Origin of the sequence: Rhodanobacter sp. Root179, from assembly GCF_001428465.1 — a bacterium.
Taxonomy (GTDB): Bacteria; Pseudomonadota; Gammaproteobacteria; order Xanthomonadales; family Rhodanobacteraceae; genus Rhodanobacter.
Genome location: NZ_LMHR01000084.1, coordinates 30,313 through 47,405, shown reverse-complemented (window position 1 = coordinate 47,405; position 17,093 = coordinate 30,313). Strand labels below are relative to the sequence as shown.

Annotated in this window: 20 protein-coding genes; 11 read left to right on the top strand and 9 right to left on the bottom strand. The window is 66.5% G+C overall.

Features of this window, described 5'->3' with window-relative positions:
* Nucleotides 1–31 precede the first annotated feature (31 nt).
* Nucleotides 32–592: a 2'-5' RNA ligase gene (locus ASD82_RS12845; protein ID WP_235580711.1), complete on the top strand. Its 561-nt coding sequence runs from the start codon at nt 32–34 to the stop codon at nt 590–592.
* A 14-nt stretch (nt 593–606) separates the two neighbouring features.
* On the opposite strand, the gene ASD82_RS12840 is transcribed toward ASD82_RS12845, so the two are convergent.
* Nucleotides 607–1,485 (bottom strand): EamA family transporter, encoded by an 879-nt coding sequence (locus ASD82_RS12840; protein WP_082585340.1) that lies wholly within the window; start codon nt 1,483–1,485, stop codon nt 607–609.
* A gap of 656 nt (nt 1,486–2,141) precedes the next feature.
* Between ASD82_RS12840 and ASD82_RS12835 the strand changes: the two genes are divergently transcribed.
* The gene (locus ASD82_RS12835; RefSeq protein WP_082585339.1) at nt 2,142–3,623 is read left to right on the top strand and encodes a carbohydrate-binding protein; all 1,482 of its coding nucleotides are present in this window, start codon (nt 2,142–2,144) and stop codon (nt 3,621–3,623) included.
* A 43-nt stretch (nt 3,624–3,666) separates the two neighbouring features.
* Here the strand turns inward: ASD82_RS12835 and ASD82_RS12830 are convergent, their stop codons facing one another.
* The gene (locus tag ASD82_RS12830; protein WP_157599266.1) at nt 3,667–4,032 is read right to left on the bottom strand and encodes a VOC family protein; all 366 of its coding nucleotides are present in this window, start codon (nt 4,030–4,032) and stop codon (nt 3,667–3,669) included.
* A 115-nt stretch (nt 4,033–4,147) separates the two neighbouring features.
* Between ASD82_RS12830 and ASD82_RS12825 the strand changes: the two genes are divergently transcribed.
* Complete coding sequence (locus ASD82_RS12825) at nt 4,148–4,492, top strand: zinc ribbon domain-containing protein YjdM (protein WP_056718215.1); 345 nt, start codon at nt 4,148–4,150, stop codon at nt 4,490–4,492.
* Between the two features lie 15 nt (nt 4,493–4,507).
* Here ASD82_RS12825 and ASD82_RS12820 read toward each other — a convergent pair whose 3' ends face one another.
* Nucleotides 4,508–5,752 (bottom strand): bifunctional diguanylate cyclase/phosphodiesterase, encoded by a 1,245-nt coding sequence (locus tag ASD82_RS12820; RefSeq protein ID WP_056718214.1) that lies wholly within the window; start codon nt 5,750–5,752, stop codon nt 4,508–4,510.
* A 78-nt stretch (nt 5,753–5,830) separates the two neighbouring features.
* Nucleotides 5,831–7,045, bottom strand: coding sequence for an HD-GYP domain-containing protein (locus ASD82_RS12815; RefSeq protein WP_056718213.1), 1,215 nt, complete (start codon nt 7,043–7,045; stop codon nt 5,831–5,833).
* Between the two features lie 256 nt (nt 7,046–7,301).
* Here ASD82_RS12815 and ASD82_RS12810 point away from each other — a divergent pair, with 256 nt between their 5' ends.
* Nucleotides 7,302–7,751, top strand: coding sequence for a PepSY domain-containing protein (locus ASD82_RS12810; RefSeq protein WP_235580710.1), 450 nt, complete (start codon nt 7,302–7,304; stop codon nt 7,749–7,751).
* A 46-nt stretch (nt 7,752–7,797) separates the two neighbouring features.
* On the opposite strand, the gene ASD82_RS12805 is transcribed toward ASD82_RS12810, so the two are convergent.
* Complete coding sequence (locus tag ASD82_RS12805) at nt 7,798–8,223, bottom strand: organic hydroperoxide resistance protein (protein WP_056718211.1); 426 nt, start codon at nt 8,221–8,223, stop codon at nt 7,798–7,800.
* Nucleotides 8,224–8,304: 81 nt separating this feature from the next.
* Complete coding sequence (locus ASD82_RS12800) at nt 8,305–8,772, bottom strand: MarR family transcriptional regulator (RefSeq protein ID WP_056718210.1); 468 nt, start codon at nt 8,770–8,772, stop codon at nt 8,305–8,307.
* Nucleotides 8,773–8,943: 171 nt separating this feature from the next.
* Between ASD82_RS12800 and ASD82_RS12795 the strand changes: the two genes are divergently transcribed.
* Nucleotides 8,944–9,420, top strand: a complete 477-nt coding sequence (locus ASD82_RS12795; protein WP_235580709.1) for a nuclear transport factor 2 family protein — start codon at nt 8,944–8,946, stop codon at nt 9,418–9,420.
* Between the two features lie 12 nt (nt 9,421–9,432).
* On the opposite strand, the gene ASD82_RS12790 is transcribed toward ASD82_RS12795, so the two are convergent.
* On the bottom strand, nt 9,433–9,966 hold the full coding sequence (locus ASD82_RS12790; protein ID WP_056718208.1) for a lipocalin family protein: 534 nt from the start codon (nt 9,964–9,966) through the stop codon (nt 9,433–9,435).
* Between the two features lie 107 nt (nt 9,967–10,073).
* Nucleotides 10,074–11,294: an FAD-dependent oxidoreductase gene (locus tag ASD82_RS12785; RefSeq protein WP_056718207.1), complete on the bottom strand. Its 1,221-nt coding sequence runs from the start codon at nt 11,292–11,294 to the stop codon at nt 10,074–10,076.
* A 151-nt stretch (nt 11,295–11,445) separates the two neighbouring features.
* Here ASD82_RS12785 and ASD82_RS12780 point away from each other — a divergent pair, with 151 nt between their 5' ends.
* Nucleotides 11,446–12,372 (top strand): ABC transporter ATP-binding protein, encoded by a 927-nt coding sequence (locus tag ASD82_RS12780; RefSeq protein WP_056718275.1) that lies wholly within the window; start codon nt 11,446–11,448, stop codon nt 12,370–12,372.
* Nucleotides 12,369–13,130 carry an ABC transporter permease gene (locus ASD82_RS12775; protein ID WP_056718206.1) on the top strand — a complete coding sequence of 254 codons (762 nt, stop codon included), beginning with the start codon at nt 12,369–12,371 and terminating at the stop codon, nt 13,128–13,130. The genes ASD82_RS12780 and ASD82_RS12775 overlap by 4 nt, the downstream gene beginning before the upstream one ends.
* Before the next feature lie 4 nt (nt 13,131–13,134).
* On the opposite strand, the gene ASD82_RS12770 is transcribed toward ASD82_RS12775, so the two are convergent.
* Nucleotides 13,135–13,632 (bottom strand): hypothetical protein, encoded by a 498-nt coding sequence (locus ASD82_RS12770; RefSeq protein ID WP_056718205.1) that lies wholly within the window; start codon nt 13,630–13,632, stop codon nt 13,135–13,137.
* A gap of 282 nt (nt 13,633–13,914) precedes the next feature.
* On the opposite strand from ASD82_RS12770, the gene ASD82_RS12765 reads away from it, so the two are divergent.
* The 4 genes from ASD82_RS12765 to ASD82_RS12750 all read left to right on the top strand — a co-directional run bounded on the left by ASD82_RS12765 (nt 13,915) and on the right by ASD82_RS12750 (nt 16,975).
* Complete coding sequence (locus ASD82_RS12765) at nt 13,915–14,772, top strand: DUF3014 domain-containing protein (protein ID WP_056718204.1); 858 nt, start codon at nt 13,915–13,917, stop codon at nt 14,770–14,772.
* A gap of 18 nt (nt 14,773–14,790) precedes the next feature.
* Nucleotides 14,791–15,387 (top strand): RNA 2',3'-cyclic phosphodiesterase, encoded by a 597-nt coding sequence (gene thpR, locus ASD82_RS12760; RefSeq protein ID WP_056718203.1) that lies wholly within the window; start codon nt 14,791–14,793, stop codon nt 15,385–15,387.
* 231 nt (nt 15,388–15,618) lie between these two features.
* Nucleotides 15,619–16,428, top strand: a complete 810-nt coding sequence (locus ASD82_RS12755; RefSeq protein ID WP_056718202.1) for an SAM-dependent methyltransferase — start codon at nt 15,619–15,621, stop codon at nt 16,426–16,428.
* 211 nt (nt 16,429–16,639) lie between these two features.
* Entirely contained in the window at nt 16,640–16,975 is a 336-nt protein-coding gene (locus tag ASD82_RS12750; protein WP_056718201.1) for a hypothetical protein, read from the top strand.
* Nucleotides 16,976–17,093: the final 118 nt, after the last annotated feature.

Here is a 17,093-nt window from a genome sequence, read left to right as displayed (position 1 = left end):
GGACGAGTGCGCGCGAACCGCGATGGCTGGCATGGGCGAGCGTTTTCGCAAGACCCACCGCATGGGCGGCACGTCGGTGGGCGTCGACAGCCTGCACCTGACCCTGTGCCCGATGGGCAAGCCCGAGCGACTGCGGCAACCGCTGGAGCAGGCCCTGCTTGCCGCCGGCGACGAAGTGCACGAGCAAGGGTTCCTGGCCACCTTCGACGCGGCGATGCGGTTCACCGCACGCGACGGCCAGTTTCCGTTCGTACTGTGCGCGGACAGCGCCACCGCCGAGGCGGCGCTGGGCCTGCGCAAGGCGATTGCGGCGGGGCAGGCCCGCGCGGGCCTGCAGGTCAGCGGAGTGTCCAGCTTCCTGCCGCATGTCAGCCTGCTGCACGGCGCCGCCATCGAGGCGATCGAGGAATCGGTGGCGCCGATCCAGTGGCGCGCCTGCGAGTTCGTGCTGATCCGCAGCTTCTTCGGCGAATCACGCTTCGAGGTGGTGGGGCGTTGGCCGCTGGCCGAGGCGTCGGGACAGCCGTCGGTCAATCTGCTGGACGAGCTGGCCAACATGCCGGACCTGCCCGAGTTGCCTGACGCCTACTGACCGCGCGGCCCCGGTCATATCGACGGCTCGGCGCTCGTCACCGGTGCCACCCGCCGGCGCCGTTCGCGCGCCAGGCGATGTTCGCGCCAGGCAATGTACAGACTGGCCGCGATGATGATGGCGGCACCTGCCGCGGTGTAGCGATCCACCGCCTCGCCGAAGATCCACCAGGCCAGCACCGCCACGATCAGCAGCTGCAGGTAACTGAACGGAGCCAGCAGTGACGCGTCGGCCAGGCGCAGCGCACGCGTCCAGCAGAAGTGGCCGCCGGTACCCAGCGCGCCGGACAGCACAAGCCATGGCCAGATCCCGGCGTGCGGCCATTGCCATACCGACAGCGCGGCGGGTAGCGACAGCGGAATCCACAGCAGGGTGGTCAGCAGCACGATGCGGTCGGCCGGTTCGCTGCCGGTCAGCGACTTGATGCTGATCGTCACCGCGCCGGTCAGCGCGGCCGCCAGCAGGGCGACCAGGCTGCCGCTGGTGAACGCATCGCTGCCCGGCCGCACGATCACCAGCACGCCGATGAAGCCGGCGACCACCGCGCTCCAGCGCCGCATGCGCACCACTTCGCCCAGAAACAGCACGGCGCCGATCGTGACGAACAGCGGTGACGAATAGGACAGCGCCACGGCCTCGGCCAGCGGCAGGTTCACGATCGCCCAGAACCCGGCCAGCATCCCGCCCATGCCCAGCACGCAGCGCACGATGTAGAAACCCAGTCGCGGGGTGCGCAGCAGCTGCCAGCCGTGGCCGTGCAGCAGGGGCAACGCGAACAGGGCGCCGAAACCGCTGCGGAAGAAGGTGATCTGGAACGGATGCAGTTGGGCCGAGGCCAGGCGGATGCAGACCGCCATCAGCGCAAACAGGCTGGCGCTGCCCAGCATCAGCATGACGGCGCGCAATGGCAGCGCCGTGACGGGGGGGGATGGGGTGGGTGTCGTTTCCAGGAGCGTGCCGCAGGAAGCGAAGAGTGGCGCGCATGGTACTGCAAGTTCCGACCCGGCTTCGCATCGCAGTCGCCGTGCAACGGCGTGTTGCCGGATGTCCGGCAATCATGGCGCAGCACCCGGACTCGGCCTTGCAGCGATCGGTGAGGTGGTGCCGACGTGCGATCGCGCCGGGGGCGATGCCGCTGCGGCGTCCCGACGTCGGCGAGGGCGTTTCATGATTCCTCGGCGCTTGGTGGACAACGTTGTCAATCCACATGAGGTTTAGTCACCTCCTCGCAACGTGAGGCAAGCCCGCGGCCTGATGACGGCTGGAGCCAAGCGCGGATCATGGCGGACGGTTCCCCGTCACAGTTTGGAAAAAGTCTGATAGACAACGTTGTCATTCGAGTCTATGACGGGACAGCACGTCCATAAGAAGCGGTAGCGAGCAAGGAGGCAGCAGGACACCGGGTTCCCCACCCCTGGCTGACCGGAGCGTCGCCAGGCCTGTCCTGACAACCCACCCGTAGCGATGTAGTCCCGACAGGAGACATCTCATGTTTGCGAAACGATCGGCTGTGTGGTCCGGCTTGGCTTTGAGTGCATTGGGCAGTGCCATGGGCACGTGCTTTTCGGTGGCCCTGCTGGCGGCAGTGCCGCTGCAGGCGACACACGCGCAGTCCGCGCCCGCCTGTGCCGCGGCGTGGAATGCGGCGACCGCCTATGGCGGCGGCAGCGTGGTCAGCGAGAACGGCAACAATTACCTGGCCAACTGGTGGACCCAGGGCAACGACCCGGCGACCAGCAATGGACCGAATGGTTCGGGCCAGCCATGGACCTCGCAGGGCGTTTGTGGCGGCAGCAATCCGCCGACCGATCCGCCGCCCACCGACCCGCCTGGGTCGGGTGGTTGCGACGCGGCATGGAATGCGGCGACCGCCTATGGCGGCGGCAGCCTGGCCAGCGAGAACGGGGTGAACTACAAGGCCAACTGGTGGACCCAGGGCGATGACCCGGCCACGCACAGCGGACCGACGGGTACCGGCCAGCCATGGACTGCCCAGGGCAGTTGCGATGGCACCACGGACCCGGGCGATCCCGGTGATCCGGGGGACCCTGGCGATCCGGGCACCCCGAACCCGCCCGCCGAAGGTTTCCTGTTCAGTCCGTACAAGGACGTCACCATCAACCTCAACTGGAATACCAACGTGATGCGCACCGCGGTCACCGGCACGGCGATTCCGCTGGTGGGCAGCGGCAGCCTGGTGTCCACCGCGTTGCCGAATCTGGGCGCGGTCACCCTCGCGTTCGCTTCCGGCGAATGCGGCAGCGAAAGCTGGGGCGGCATCCCGGCGGCGAGCTTCGCCAGCGCCAACATCCAGCCGCTGGTCGACGCGGGTGTCAGCTATGTGGTTTCCACCGGTGGCCAGGCGGGCAGCTTCACCTGCGGTTCGGCGGCGGGCATGGCGCAGTTCCTTTCGCGCTACGCCTCGCCCTACATGGTCGGCTTGGACTTCGATATCGAAGGTGCCCAGTCACAGGCGCAGATCAACAACCTGATCGCCAACGCCGCGTACGCGCACACCTTGTATCCGAACCTGCGCTTCTCGTTCACGCTGGCCACGCTGGCTGCATCGGACGGCAGCTACGGCGGGTTGAACGGCGTCGGCGACATGGTGGTGCGCGCGGTGAAGGCAGCCAACCTGCCGAACTACACGATCAACCTGATGGTGATGGACTTCGGTTCGGCGAGCCCCGGCGTGTGCGTGGTGTCGAACGGGCAGTGCGACATGGGCCAGTCGGCGATCCAGGCGGCGCTGAACCTGCAGCACACCTACGGCATTCCCGCCAGTCGCATCGAGCTGACCCCGATGATCGGCGTGAATGACGTCAGCAGCGAAGTGTTCCGGATTTCCGACGTGGACACCGTGGTCAATTACGCGGTGAACCAGGGCATGGCCGGCGTGCACTTCTGGTCGCTGGATCGCGACACGCCGTGCGCGGGCGGTGGCGGCACGGCATCGCCGATCTGCAATTCGGTGAACGGCACCACGCCGCTGCAGTACAGCAAGCGGTTCCTGCAGGACCTGGGCAAGTAGCCACAGGAGCTGGTGGACCGGCCGGATGCCGGTCCGCCAGCTTTCAGGACGTCGCCGATTCGACGAAGGTGACCATGTTGCCGTCCGGATCGCACACCGGCGCGAAACGCACGAAGTGCGTGGCCAGTTGCGGGGCAGGCACGTCGATGTGGCGATCCTGCAGGTCATGCAGGATTTCGTCCAGGTCCTCGACCATGATGCCGACCGACGTTGCGCCGGCGTGGCAGGGCGCTTCGGTCAGCTCGTTCCTCGACAGCAGCTGGATGCGCGTGCGCCTGGCGATCTGCCACTCGGCACAGGATGCATTGGGTGTGTCGTCCGGGCCCCGTCCGAACAGGCGGGCATACCAGGCGCTGGATGCAGCAAAATCGCTCACGGCAACAGTGGCGAGAACCTGGTGGGCAGTCATGATGTTTCTCCGCGGGTGTTGGCGCAAGATTTAGCGCCTCGTCCATGTCGGCAGCGTGAAGGCTCGCCCGATGCCTCTATAATCGCGGCCCGATTACCTGGTTCAGGGGCGTTCCGTGTCCGATATTCCCGCCTGTCCGTCCTGCGCGATGGAGAACACCTATCCCGACGGCGACAACTACATCTGCGCCGATTGCAGCCATGAGTGGCCGATCGCGTCGGGTAACGGCGAGGGTGGCGATGCGCTGGTGGTGCGCGACGTCAACGGCAACGTGCTCAACAGTGGCGACACCGTGACGGTGATCAAGGACCTCAAGGTGAAGGGTTCATCGATCCCGCTGAAGCAGGGCACGGTGATCCGCAACATTCGCCTGGTCGATGGCGACGACGAGCACATCGAAGGCAGCTCGGACAAGATCAAGGGACTGGTGCTGAAGGTGTGCTTCCTGAAGAAGGCCTGAGGCCGCTGCCCGTTGTCAGTCCGGGGGCAAGGCCTGGAAGCGCTGCACGAAATCGGCTGCTGCTTCCGGCATGCCGAGATGGTAGCCCTGGCCAAAATCGCAGCCCATGCCGGCCAGCAGGTCCTCGGTGGCCTGGTTCTCGATGCCTTCGGCAATCGTGGCGAGGTCGAGGTCGTGGGCCATGTTGATGATCGCGCTGACTAGTCGAGTCGTATGCGGATCATCCTGCATGGAGCCGATCAGTGACTGGTCGATCTTCAGTTCGGTGGCGGGGAAGCGGCGCAGATAGGAGATCGAGGCGTAGCCTGTGCCGAAGTCGTCGATGGCGATACGCACGCCCATGTCACGCAGCCGGCGCAGCACCTGCACGCTGGACTCCAGGTCCGCGGCCAGCGCGGTCTCGGTGACTTCCGCGATCACCGAGGTGGGCGCCACGCCCCAGATGTCGAGTGCGCCCCGGAACTGCTCGACCATGCCGGGCCGCGAAAAGGCCTGCGGCGAGAGGTTGATGGCAAAGTCCAGTCCGCCCTTCGCGCACAGCGGCGCGGCGTGGCGCAGGGTGGCGTTGATGCTCCAGCGGGTCAGCATCGAAATCAGGTCGCTCTGTTCGGAAAACGGCACGAAGCTGGCCGGCGACACCGCGCCGTGGCGGGGGCTGGTCCAGCGTGCCAGCGATTCGACGGCCACCAGGCGCCGTGCCTGCAGCTCGCATACCGGCTGGAAATACACCTGCAGCCGGTTCGCCTCGATGGCGTCGCGCAGTTCCTCGTAGAAAATCTCCACCTGGGTGTCGTGCGGCTGGTAGATCTGGCAGGACTCGCGCCGGCGCTGCGCTTCGTCCAGCGCCATCGCGGCGCGGCGGCACAGCAGGTCCGCGTCCTGCCCGTGTTCGGGGTAGAGCGCGATGCCCATCACCGCGCGCAACTGCCAGGGCGATTCCACACCGTGCAGCGGCTGCTCGAAGGCCTGGCTGAGTCGCGCGCTGGCCAGCAGCACGTGGTTGCGGCTCAGCATGTCGGGCAACAGCACGGCGTAGCTGTCGTCGCCGGCGCGGAAGACCCGGTCGGCGGGGCGCAGCGACCGCACGATCAGTTCATGGGCGATCTCGCCGGCGTGCTCGCCCTGCGCGTAACCGAAGCGCAACGCGATCTGGCGCAAGCCGCGGGCACGCAGCATGAGCACGGCGAAACGCCCGCCTGTTTCGGCGCAGGCGGCGATTTGTTCCTCGATCGCGGCAAACAGGGAATCCCGATTCAGCATGTCGATGGCAACGCGGCCTGGAGACTTGAGGACGGGTGGAGCGCGAACCCGTGGCACGGGCGAATCATCGCAGCTGCGTCATTTCAGGAACAGGCCGGCGGCGTCGATGCCATAGTCGCCGGCGACCAGGCTGCGCACGATGTCCACCGCGGCGTCATGGCCCTGCTGCATCAGGTCGACCTGATGGAAATCCTCCAGCGGCTGCTTGTTCGACCGGGTCAGCACGACGACCTTGGGGCGCAGCCGGCGCACCTGGTTCTGCGCCATCACCACGGCGACCTCGCCGGTGCTCAGCTCCACCAGCGACCCGGTCGGGTAGACGCCGAGGCAGACCTGGAAGCGCTCGATCATCTCGGCCTGGAACAACGTGTTGCGGGTGGCGTAGATCTGCCGCAGCGCGTGGTGACGGGAAATGGCCGGACGATAGGGGCGCGGACTGATCATCGCGTCGTAGGTGTCGATGATGCCGAGCATGCGTCCGGTGATCGGGATCATGTTGCCGGCCAGGCCGTCGGGATAGCCGCTGCCATCATGGCGCTCGTGATGGCTGCGCAGGATGTCGAGCACGTCCTGGTCGGTGATGTCCGACTCGGAGACGATCGCCAGCCCTGCCTCGACGTGCGAGCGCACCACGTCCACTTCGGCGGGCGAGAGCGAGCCGGGATAGCGCAACAGGTTTTCGGGAACGCGGGTCTTGCCCACGTCCATCAGCAGGCCGCCGGCGGCCAGGCTGAGAATGGTGTCCTCGGCGAAGCCCATGTGCCGCCCGAACGCGGCGGCAAGCGCGCTGCAACCGATCGAATGGCTGTAGGAATAGTTGTCGTGCCGGCGCAAGCCCTCGACCAGGAAAAATGCATCGGCGCTGCGCAGCACGCTGGCCACCAGCGGTCGCACTGCCTGCTCCACGCGCTCCACCGAGAGCTCGCGGCCGCTGGCGATGTCTTCGTAGATCCGGTCGACCATCTCGCCGGCGTTGTCCAGCGCGGCGTGCGCCCGCGGCGCTTCCTCCTCGACCGGAATCCTGTCGGCGTACTGGACGGTGTCCTTGAAGCGGGTCCCGGAGAGGCTGGTGCGGGTCAGTGCCGGTCGTGCCGTTATCGGCACCTGGCGGCGAAGGTCGATGTATACGTACTCGCAAACCGCGCGGACGGCAGCGAGATCCTCGGGACTGGCCAACCCCACTCCCTGCAGGGGAAAAGAGGTCGCGTCCCACGGTCGGTCGAGCCGGCACACGTACATGCCAAGCCGGAGGGCGTGGACGTCCATGCGCTGTTCTTCGATCTCAAAGGCCACGCATGGTCCCGGGCTGGCTGGAATGGGGCGAGCCGATGGTCTGGCCGAATGGCCCGGCGGCAGACTTTCCGCCTCCTGCAACACCCGGCAGCCTAGCAGGGGATTGTGTGCGGATGCCAATGAAGCATGTCGCGCAGGATGCGTTGATGCGGAGTGGTCATGCGCGCGTCGACCATTGGCCTGGCCGAGTGTCGCCACTACAGTGCAACACCTTGCCCAGGACCCTCGTGCCCGTATGTCGCCCACTCACCGATTCTTGCGTACCTTCCGATCGATCCATCTGCACCTGGGCTTGTTCACCGCCCCGATGCTGCTGTTTCTTGCCATCACGGGCGGGCTGCAGGTGTTCGGCCTGCACGAAGGCTCGCGCGGCAGCAGTTACGCGCCACCGGCCTGGCTGGCCAGTGCGGCGCAACTGCACAAGAAGCAGACCCTGGAAATGCCGCAGCGGCGGCGTCCGCCGGCCGCGGCGGCCGGCAACACGGCGCAACCGACGCCGGTCGCGCAACCGCGCGACGGGGCGGCGCGGCCAGCGAAGAAGAATCTGTGGCCGATGAAGGTGTTCTTTGCGCTGGTCGCCCTGGGCCTGCTGGTGTCGGTGTCGAGCGGGCTGTACATGGCGTGGCGCTTCACCCGCCGCCCCGCGGTGTTCGGTGCGGTGCTCGGCGCCGGAGTCGTGGTGCCGTTGTTGCTGCTGTTGTTCTGACCCGTCGGCGCGGCAGGCTGGAATGCGGCCTGCCGCGGCCGGTGACTCAGGCGATGGTCAGCGTCACGTCGATGTTGTTGCGGGTGGCGTTCGAGTAGGGGCAGACGATGTGCGCCTTCTGCACCAATGCCTCGGCCTCGGCGCGCGGCATGCCGGGGATCGTGATGGTCAGCTCGACCTCGATGCCGAAGCCGGTGGGAATCGGGCCGATGCCGACCTGGCCGGTGACTTGGGTGTCGGCTGGCAACTGCTGTTTCTGCTGGCCAGCCACGAACTTCATCGCGCCCAGGAAGCAGGCCGAGTAGCCGGCGGCGAACAACTGTTCCGGATTGGTGCCGTCACCGCCGGCGCCACCCAGTTCCTTCGGGGTGGTCAGTTTGACGTCGAGCACGTTGTCGGAGGAGGTGGCGCGGCCGTCGCGACCACCGGTGGCGGTGGCCTTGGAGCGATACAGGACTTTTTCGATGGACATGGCGGATTCCTTGGTTGGGGGTGGTGAAGTTGCGTGCTATCAAATAGCGCGCTATTTGAATGATGGAAAAACGATTGGCGATCAGTCCTCGGTGGACAGCTTGCGGCGCAGGTCCTGCAATTCCTGCTTGAGGTGGATCAGCTGCTCCGGTGCGCAGCGGGTAGCGCAGAAGATCGATTCCTGCACCTTGCCGGCCTTGCCCTGCAGCGCCTTGCCCCGGGCGGTCAGCGAGATCACCACGTGGCGTTCGTCATCGCGCGAGCGCAGCCGCGTCACCAGGCCTGCGGACTCCAGCCGCTTGAGCAGCGGGGTCAGGGTGGCGGAGTCGAGGAACAGGCGTTCACCGATTTCCGACACGCTGAGGCTTTCGTCCTCCCATAGCACCATCATCACCAGGTACTGCGGATAGGTGATGTCGAGGGCCTTGAGCAGCTTGCGATACACCTTGTTCATGGCCAGCCCGGCCGAATAGAGCGCAAAGCACAATTGCGCATCCAGCCGGGGTACGGCGTTGGCGGCAGGCTTCGTGGTGGTGCGGGCGGCTTTCATGACTGCGCATATTACATAGCGCGCTATTCGTTTGCAAGCGACCCTGTTCGCGAGATTGCAGCCGTATCGCGCGGCTGGAGTAGAGTTGTGGACCCGCCGGTGCCGCCAGAGGTTCCGGCATCCACGCAGCAGCCCAGGGGACTACGCATGGACTTCCGGATCAGCAGGTTCGTGACACTCGCGGTTGCCGCCTCCGTGGCGCTGGGTGGGGCCAGTGTCCACGCCGGGGAAACGTACAGCGCGGCCCAGCGCGAGGCCTTGGGCGCGGTCGATGCGCTGTTTGTGGCCATGACCCGGCATGACGTGGAAGCTTCGCGCCGGCTGATCCTCCCCGGTGCCAACTTCGTGGTGCTGCTGCCCGACGGCAAGCTGCGGATCGAGGCCGATACCGGTTATCTCGACACGCTGGCCAAGCGCAAGGAAGCCTTCCTCGAGCGCATCTGGGATGCGCAGGTCACCGTGCAGGGGAATCTCGCCCAGGTCTGGGCGCCGTACGACTTCCATCTGGACGGCAAGCTGTCCCATTGCGGCATCGACAGTTTCAGCTTGGCGCGGACCGCCGATGGCTGGCGCATCGCCGGCATCAGCTACACGGTGCAGAAGGTAGGTTGCGCGCCGAGCCCGCTGGGCGCCGTGCACCCGCAGTGAGGGCGTTTCAGGTCACTCCAGCGGCGCGGTGATCATCAGCTGGTCGACGTCGTAGCCGCGCTGGCGCGAGTGTTCCTTCAGCGTCTGGAACAGCGCATGGTCCATCGACGCCTTGCGGGCGAGGATCCACAGATGTTTCCGGCCGGGACTGCCGATCACCGCCCATTGGTAGTCCGGGTCCACCTCGATCACCCAGTAGTCGGCCCAGGTCACCGGCAGCCAGCTCAGCCAGCCCGGGGCGAAGCGCACCTCCAGCGCACCGGGCTGGCCGTCCTTGATCCGGGCCACGCCGGTGACCGACATCTGGCCCTTGCGGGTGCGACAGGTGTTGTCCACGCGTACGGTGCCGTCGGCGTTCGGCGTGTACCTGGCGGTCACGCCGTCCAGGCACTTGCGCTCGAAATACATCGGCAACCGGGCGATCTCGTGCCATTGGCCGGCGTAGTGGTTGAGGTCGAGCGAGCGCACCGGCTCGTTCGGCAGCGTGGCCGCCGCGACGGGTGCGGCGAAGGCCAGCGATGCGAAAAACAGAAGCAGGAAGGGCATGGCGGATGCCGGCAAGGAGGGACAGAGCATGCTACGTGTCGGAAGTGCTACTGGATGCGGGCATCGAGCAGGAATGGCCAGGGGCGCGTCATCGGCTGGCGGGTACGTCATGGCTTGCGCTCCAGCCGGGCGAACGAGAAAAGCGATGCCAACCGGTGCCTGCGCCGTTCGATCAGCGCGCGGATCAGCTCCGCGCCCAGCATGCTGTAAGTGATGCCATTGCCGCCATAGGCCATCGCGAAATGCACGCGCGGCCCGTATTGCGCGTGCGGCCCGAAGAACGGCAGGCCGTCATCAGTCTCGGCGAAGGTGCCGCCCCAGGCGAAGGTAGGGGTCAGCCGGAGGCCGGGAATGGCCCTGGCCACCTTGCCCACCAGTTTGCGCGCCTTGCGGTCGACCCGTGCATCGCGCAGGGCCGGCACGTCGATGGCGTCATCTTCGCCGCCGACTAGCAGACGGTGGTCGGCGGTGCTGCGCAGATACAGGTAGGGGCGGGCGGTTTCCCAGGCCATGGTGTCGGCCAGGCCATGCAACGCATCCGGATCGAGCGGATCGGTGACGAAGGCGTAGCTGCTGCGGTTTCGTGCCACCGGCGTCTTCAACCATTGCTGGCTGGCGTAGCCGGCGGCGACCACCACGTGTTCCGCGCGCAGGCGGATGCCGTCGCTGCTGCGCAGGGTGACGCCCAAGCTGCCCGCTTCGATGGAATGGATCGTGCTGCGATCGAACACGGCCGTGCCGCGGCGTTCGAGCCGGGCGAACAGCCGGTTGGCCATCCGGTACGGGTCCATGCGGGCGGCCAGTCGGCTGAGGATCGCGCCTGGCGCCTCGATGCCGTAGTCGCCACGGAGCGCGTCCGCCGACAACCATTCCACGGCCAGCCCGTGCTTGCGACGCAGCGCGAGTTCGTCCTGCATCGCCGGGACATCGCGGCGGCGGCTGGCGTAGTAGAGGCTGCGCATTTTCGCGAAGCCGACGTCGCGCACCTCACGGGCCAGCGTGCCCAGGCGCGGGATCGCCTCGGCGCAGGCGGTGTAGGCAAGTACCGCATCGGCCTCACCGTAACGCCGCGTCAGCTCGCTCATTGGCGTGTCGATCTCGTACTGCAACAGCGCCGTGCTTGCCGCGGAACTGCCCCAGCCGATGTCGCGCTGTTCCACCACGACAACGTCGTGTCCCGCCGCGACCAGTTCATGGGCGATCAGGGCGCCGGTGATGCCGCCGCCGATCACCGCCACGTCGCAGCGCGTGTCCTGCTGCAACGGCGGGAACGCATGCATCAGGCCGTTGCTGATCGCCCAGAACGGATAGCCGCTTTTGAGATCCATGCCGGTTGACCCTGGCGCACCGATTCGATGGCGCAGCGTCAGGTGTCCGATGTCTTCGCCTCGTGAGCGGAACTACCGGACTGGCAGGCTGGCCTTGGCCATCGCCACCGGCATACCATGCGCGTTCCCCGATCGTTGCCAGGACATGTGCGTGCCGCCGATCATTGCCGTAAAGCAACTCAGCAAGACCTACGCCTCCGGTTTCAAGGCACTGAACGACATCAACCTGGAAATCCGCCAGGGCGAGATCTTCGCCCTGCTCGGACCCAACGGTGCCGGCAAGACCACCCTGATCAGCATCATCTGCGGCATCGTCAACCCCGGCGAGGGCACGGTGCTGGCCGATGGCCACGACGTGGTGCGCGATTACCGCGCGGCGCGCGCGAAGATCGGCCTGGTGCCGCAGGAGCTGACCACCGACGCGTTCGAGACGGTGTGGAACACGGTCAGCTTCAGCCGCGGCCTGTTCGGCAGGAGCGCGAATCCGGCGCATATCGAAAAGGTGCTGAAGGACCTGTCGCTGTGGGGCAAGAAGGACAGCCGGCTGATGACCCTGTCCGGCGGCATGAAGCGCCGCGTGATGATCGCCAAGGCGCTGTCGCACGAGCCCCAGATCCTGTTCCTGGACGAACCCACCGCCGGCGTCGACGTGGAGCTGCGCCGCGACATGTGGGCGATGGTGCGCGCGCTGCGCGACACCGGCGTCACCATCATCCTGACCACGCACTACATCGATGAGGCCGAGGAGATGGCCGACCGTATCGGGGTGATCAACAAGGGCGAGCTGATCCTGGTCGAGGACAAGGCCGAGCTGATGAACAAGCTCGGCCGCAGGCAGCTGACCCTGCAGTTGCAGAGTCCGCTGGACAGCGTGCCGGCCTCGCTGTCCGGCTATGCGCTGGAGCTGTCGGCCGACGGCAGCCAGCTGGTCTACACCTTCGACGCGCAAGGCGAGCACACCGGCATCGACGTGCTGCTGCGGCGGCTCGGCGAGGCGGGCATCGACTTCAAGGACCTCAAGACCAGCCAGAGTTCGCTGGAGGATATTTTCGTGAACCTGGTGAGGGAGCGCGCATGAACGTCTACGCCATCCGTGCAATCTACCTGTTCGAAATGGCGCGCACCTGGCGCACGCTGCTGCAGAGCATCGTCTCGCCGGTGATCTCCACCTCGCTGTACTTCGTAGTGTTCGGCGCGGCGATCGGCTCGCACATGAACGGGATCGACGGGGTCAGCTACGGCGCCTTCATCGTGCCGGGACTGATCATGCTGTCGCTGCTGACGCAGAGCATCTCGAACGCCTCGTTCGGCATCTACTTCCCGAAGTTTGTGGGCACGATCTACGAGATCCTGTCGGCGCCGGTGTCCGCGTTCGAGATCGTGGCCGGCTATGTGGGCGCGGCAGCGAGCAAGTCGATCATCCTCGGGCTGATCATCCTGGTCACCGCGCGACTGTTCGTGCCGTTCCAGATCGAACATCCGCTGTGGATGCTGGCGTTCCTGCTGCTCACCGCGCTCACCTTCAGCCTGTTCGGCTTCATCATCGGCATCTGGGCGGACAATTTCGAGAAGCTGCAACTGGTGCCGCTGCTGATCGTGACGCCGCTGACCTTCCTCGGCGGCAGCTTCTACTCGATCCACATGCTGCCGCCGTTCTGGCAGAAGGTCACCCTGTTCAATCCGGTGGTCTACCTGATCAGCGGTTTCCGCTGGAGCTTCTACGGCGTGTCCGACGTGAGTGTGGGTGTCAGCGTGGGCATGACCCTGATGTTTCTCGCGATCTGTCTGGCCGCGGTGTGGTGGATCTTCCGCAGCGGCTATCGGCTGAAGGCCTGACAGTTCAGCTCAGCGCGGTATGCGCATGGAACGGCAGCAGCGTGGCGCCGGTACGGGCCACGGCCGGTTCGGCGGCGCCCAGTTGCTCCTTGCTGGCGTCGATCACCACCAGGATGCGCCCGGCCGCGATCTCGTCCTTGAACTTGCGGCTGACTGCATCGGGCACCTCGAAGCCGACCATCTCGCCGATGCAGGTGCCGAACGCGGCGCCGGCAATCGTCATCGCCGCGGCGCCGGCGAGCGTCACGCCCAGCGGCGGCACGGCGACCGCGACGAGTCCGAGCAGCAGGCCAGTGCCTCCGCCGCAGACGCCGCCGCGCACGGCGGCGGGGTAGAAGTCGTTGCGCCCCTGCATCAGGTGATCGGGGATCTTTTCCAGCTCGATGTCTTCGCGGGCGACCAGCGAGATATCGTGGTCGTCCACGCCGGCTTGTCGCGCCGCGGCCATCGCGGCACGCGCTGCCAGCAGGTCGGGGGTGCTGAATACGCATCGGGTTTTCATGGAGTGTCCCTCCACTTCCGGCATGGCGCCCCTGCGGACGGCACGGGCAAGGCGGGTTTGCCGCGCCTATCTTTGTCGTCGCAACGTCATCGTTGCGTGACCCCCTTGTTATCAGAAACGAGGGCTGCGTCGGCGCGTCTTTACATGCGCCGAAGGGGAACGGGAGCACGGTCGCCCCATCCGCAGGCCTGTACGGTGTGCCCTCGCAGGTTCGGGCGAGCGCGATGAACGAATGGGGCGCATGCAAGTCCAACCGGGATATACGGCGCAACGGGAGATATCGTGGGCAAGCAACAAGCATCGACAGGCAGCTGGATCGGAGCGGTGGTCGTGGTCCTGGCCATCGTGGCGGGAGGCATTTACCTGGCGCGCAAGGCCATGCACCCGGGCGCGCCGGAACCGACCACGCCGGCCGTTTCGGCATCGGCCCGAACTGCTCCGGCCAGCACGCCGATCCAGCATCCGATCGAACAGGCACAGGCCGGCCCGGCAACCGCCTCGACCGCCGCGCTGCCCGCACTGGATGACAGCGATGCCGGCGTGGCTTCGGCACTGGCCGCACTGGCCGGCGGCAGCGACCTGTCGTCGCTGCTGGTCAGCCAGCAACTGATCACCCGCATCGTGACCACCATCGACGCGCTGCCCCGGCACGACGGGCTAGGTACGTTCACACTGCCGGCGCATGTGCCCAAAGGCGCGTTTGCGGTCGATGAGGTCGACGGCGCGACGGTGATCGGCGCCGGCAACAGCGCCCGCTACGCGCCCTACATGCAGGTCGTGGACGCGACCGACCCGCAGGCGCTGGTGGCCTGGTACGTGCATGCCTATCCGCTGTTCCAGCAGGCCTACCGGCAACTGGGCTATCCGAAGGGCTATTTCAACGATCGCCTGATCGTGGTGATCGACGACCTGCTGGCGGCGCCGGAACCGGCCCAACCGCCCGCGGTGGTGCGCTCGAAGACGTTCTACGTCCATGCCGATCCCGCACTGGAGTCGCTCTCGACCGGACAGAAGCTGCTGCTGCGCGTCGGCTCCGCCAACGAGGCCAGGATCAAGGCGAAACTGCGTGCGATCCGCGCCGGGCTGATCGGGCAACATTTGCCGGCCACGCCGGCGGCGGTCGACGGAAGGTACCCATGAACTTGCCTGGTCGCTCCCGTGCCCGCTGACCATCCGCAACTCGACCTGCTTGGTGCTATCGATGCGCATCCCGCCGAAGTGCACCGGCTGTTCCTGGCGCTGCTGCCGGATGCCGCGACCCGCGCACGCCTGGCGCAGATCGCGGCATCCCTCAAGGCCGACCACCCCGGCCTGCGCGCACGCTGGGTGAATCCGGCGCGCTACCACGCCACGCTGCATTTCCTGGGTGACCACCCGATGCTGCGCCAGGACCAGGTCGATGCCGCCAGGGCGGCGGCAGGCCGGCTCGGCGGCGTGCCCGCGTTCGATTGGGTGCTCGATCACGCCAGCAGTTTCCGCGGCCGGCAGCCGCCCTGCGTCCTGCGCGGCATCCACGTGCCCCAGCCGCTGCAGCAGTTGTGGCAGGACTTGCGCCACGCCCTCGTCCTGGCCGGGCAGGGGCGGCACGTCGAGCGCAGCTTCACGCCGCACGTCACGCTCGCCTATGGTCAGGGCATGCTGCCGGAAACGGCACTGATCGAGTCGGTGGCCTGGCCGGTCACCCGGGTAGGGCTGATCCACAGCGTCGTGGGGCAGCAGGACTATCAGGTGCTGGCGGACTGGTCGCTGCGTTAGCGCGCCCGGTGATATCGCTGTAGTGGCGTCGTCGCAGCGGGTGCGGTATCCGGATGGACGCCCGTTTCGTCCTCGTCGTTGTTGCGGGCGTGAGCCGGCCAGCTTCGCGCGCGGCGATCGCGGCGGGTTCTCGACTACAGGGCTGCCGTTCGATCAGGTCGCCGGGGGAGGCGTTTCCGTCGACGCGGGATTCGGGTACAACGGACCGATCCATCTCAAGCGAGCAACAAGATGCAAGCAACGCCTTCGACCGGAAGCCTGGTCTGCGTCGGTCTGGGCATGACCCTGGGTTCGCACCTGGGGCCGCTGGCGCGCAGCCATATCGAACAGGCCGACGTGGTGTTTGCCGCGCTCTCCGACGGCATCGTGGAACTGTGGCTGCAGCGCATGCATGCCGACGTGCGCAGCCTGCAGCCGTTCTACCAGGAAGGCAGTTCGCGCATGAACACCTACTGGCAGATGGTCGAAGCCATGCTGGTCGAGGTTCGCGCGGGCAAACGGGTCTGCGGCGTGTTCTACGGCCATCCCGGCGTGTTCGCCTGGGTACCGCACAAGGCGATCGAACTGGCTCGCGACGAAGGCTATCGCGCGCACATGGAGCCGGGCGTGTCGGCCGAGGACTGCCTGTACGCCGATCTGGGCATCGACCCGGGTGCGTATGGCTGCCAGCACTACGAAGCCAGCCAGCTGCTGTTCTACCAGCGCCGCATCGACCCCACCGCCTACCTGATCCTGTGGCAGGTCGGCGTGGTGGGCGACCAGTCGATGGCGCGCTTCTCGACCAACGCCGCCTATCGCCAGGTATTGGTGGACGTGCTGGCACGTGATTACCCGCTGACCCACGAGGTGATCGTCTACCGCGCAGCGACCTTGCCGATTCAGTCACCGCGCATTGAGCGGCGACTGCTGGGCACGCTTGCCCAGGCAACGGTCGAGATGGCGGACACGGTGGTGATCCCGCCGGCACGTCCGTTGCAGCCGGATCATGAAATCCTGGCGCGCTTCGATGCGCTGGACAAGGCGCTTTCTCCGGTATCGTGAGCGCAGGGCGATGCGCTGGCGGTAGCCCGACGGTGGCGCTATGCTGCCCAGCGCGTCCACGGGGAGTATCAGACGCGCTACTGCCGGGGGGCAGACTATCGTTTTCGGTGGATCGATTGAGTGAATGGGTGTGGCGCGTCGCCGTCGACGTCGTTCATCAGCCGGTCTGAACGTTTGCAGTTGCACCACGATCAGGTTCAAAGGGGGAATCTTGTCAGACATTATCGATTTCATGGAAAGGATGGGGGGCGATGCCCAGCTGTCGCAGGCGTCAGCGGACGAGCTGTCCGAGGTCCTGTCCGCAAGCGATCTTGCACCCGAGATGCAGTCGGTGGTGATGGAGGGGAATGCTGCAAAGCTGGAAACTCTGCTCGGAACGAAGCCCATGTGCATGTTGGTGGCACCGCCCGGACCGCCAGGTACCGAGTCAACTCCGGTGCGGCCGGCCGTACCGCCGCCGCCGCCGGATGACGCCGAGGAAGAGCAGGAAATCAAGGACCTTGCTGAACACGCGAGTGCCAGCGAACGCGAGATTCGTCGGGCCTAGTCGATGCCCAATTCCGGCACCCGGTGTCGATGGCTGCTGATCAGCTTGATTGGCAGCCTTGCCCTGTTTGCCGGCATGGCTTGCGCGACAGAACCCGCGACGACAAACGAAAGCGAAG

What these genes read in the sequence shown, in the direction of transcription:
- ASD82_RS12845 (WP_235580711.1), top strand. Translation starts at nt 32, where the DNA reads ATGGGCGAGCGTTTTCGCAAGACCCACCGCATGGGCGGCACGTCGGTG.
- ASD82_RS12840 (WP_082585340.1), bottom strand. Translation starts at nt 1,485, where the DNA reads ATGCTGATGCTGGGCAGCGCCAGCCTGTTTGCGCTGATGGCGGTCTGC.
- ASD82_RS12835 (WP_082585339.1), top strand. Translation starts at nt 2,142, where the DNA reads ATGGGCACGTGCTTTTCGGTGGCCCTGCTGGCGGCAGTGCCGCTGCAG.
- ASD82_RS12830 (WP_157599266.1), bottom strand. Translation starts at nt 4,032, where the DNA reads ATGACTGCCCACCAGGTTCTCGCCACTGTTGCCGTGAGCGATTTTGCT.
- ASD82_RS12820 (WP_056718214.1), bottom strand. Translation starts at nt 5,752, where the DNA reads ATGCTGAATCGGGATTCCCTGTTTGCCGCGATCGAGGAACAAATCGCC.
- ASD82_RS12805 (WP_056718211.1), bottom strand. Translation starts at nt 8,223, where the DNA reads ATGTCCATCGAAAAAGTCCTGTATCGCTCCAAGGCCACCGCCACCGGT.
- ASD82_RS12800 (WP_056718210.1), bottom strand. Translation starts at nt 8,772, where the DNA reads ATGAAAGCCGCCCGCACCACCACGAAGCCTGCCGCCAACGCCGTACCC.
- ASD82_RS12790 (WP_056718208.1), bottom strand. Translation starts at nt 9,966, where the DNA reads ATGCCCTTCCTGCTTCTGTTTTTCGCATCGCTGGCCTTCGCCGCACCC.
- ASD82_RS12785 (WP_056718207.1), bottom strand. Translation starts at nt 11,294, where the DNA reads ATGGATCTCAAAAGCGGCTATCCGTTCTGGGCGATCAGCAACGGCCTG.
- ASD82_RS12775 (WP_056718206.1), top strand. Translation starts at nt 12,369, where the DNA reads ATGAACGTCTACGCCATCCGTGCAATCTACCTGTTCGAAATGGCGCGC.
- ASD82_RS12770 (WP_056718205.1), bottom strand. Translation starts at nt 13,632, where the DNA reads ATGAAAACCCGATGCGTATTCAGCACCCCCGACCTGCTGGCAGCGCGT.
- ASD82_RS12755 (WP_056718202.1), top strand. Translation starts at nt 15,619, where the DNA reads ATGCAAGCAACGCCTTCGACCGGAAGCCTGGTCTGCGTCGGTCTGGGC.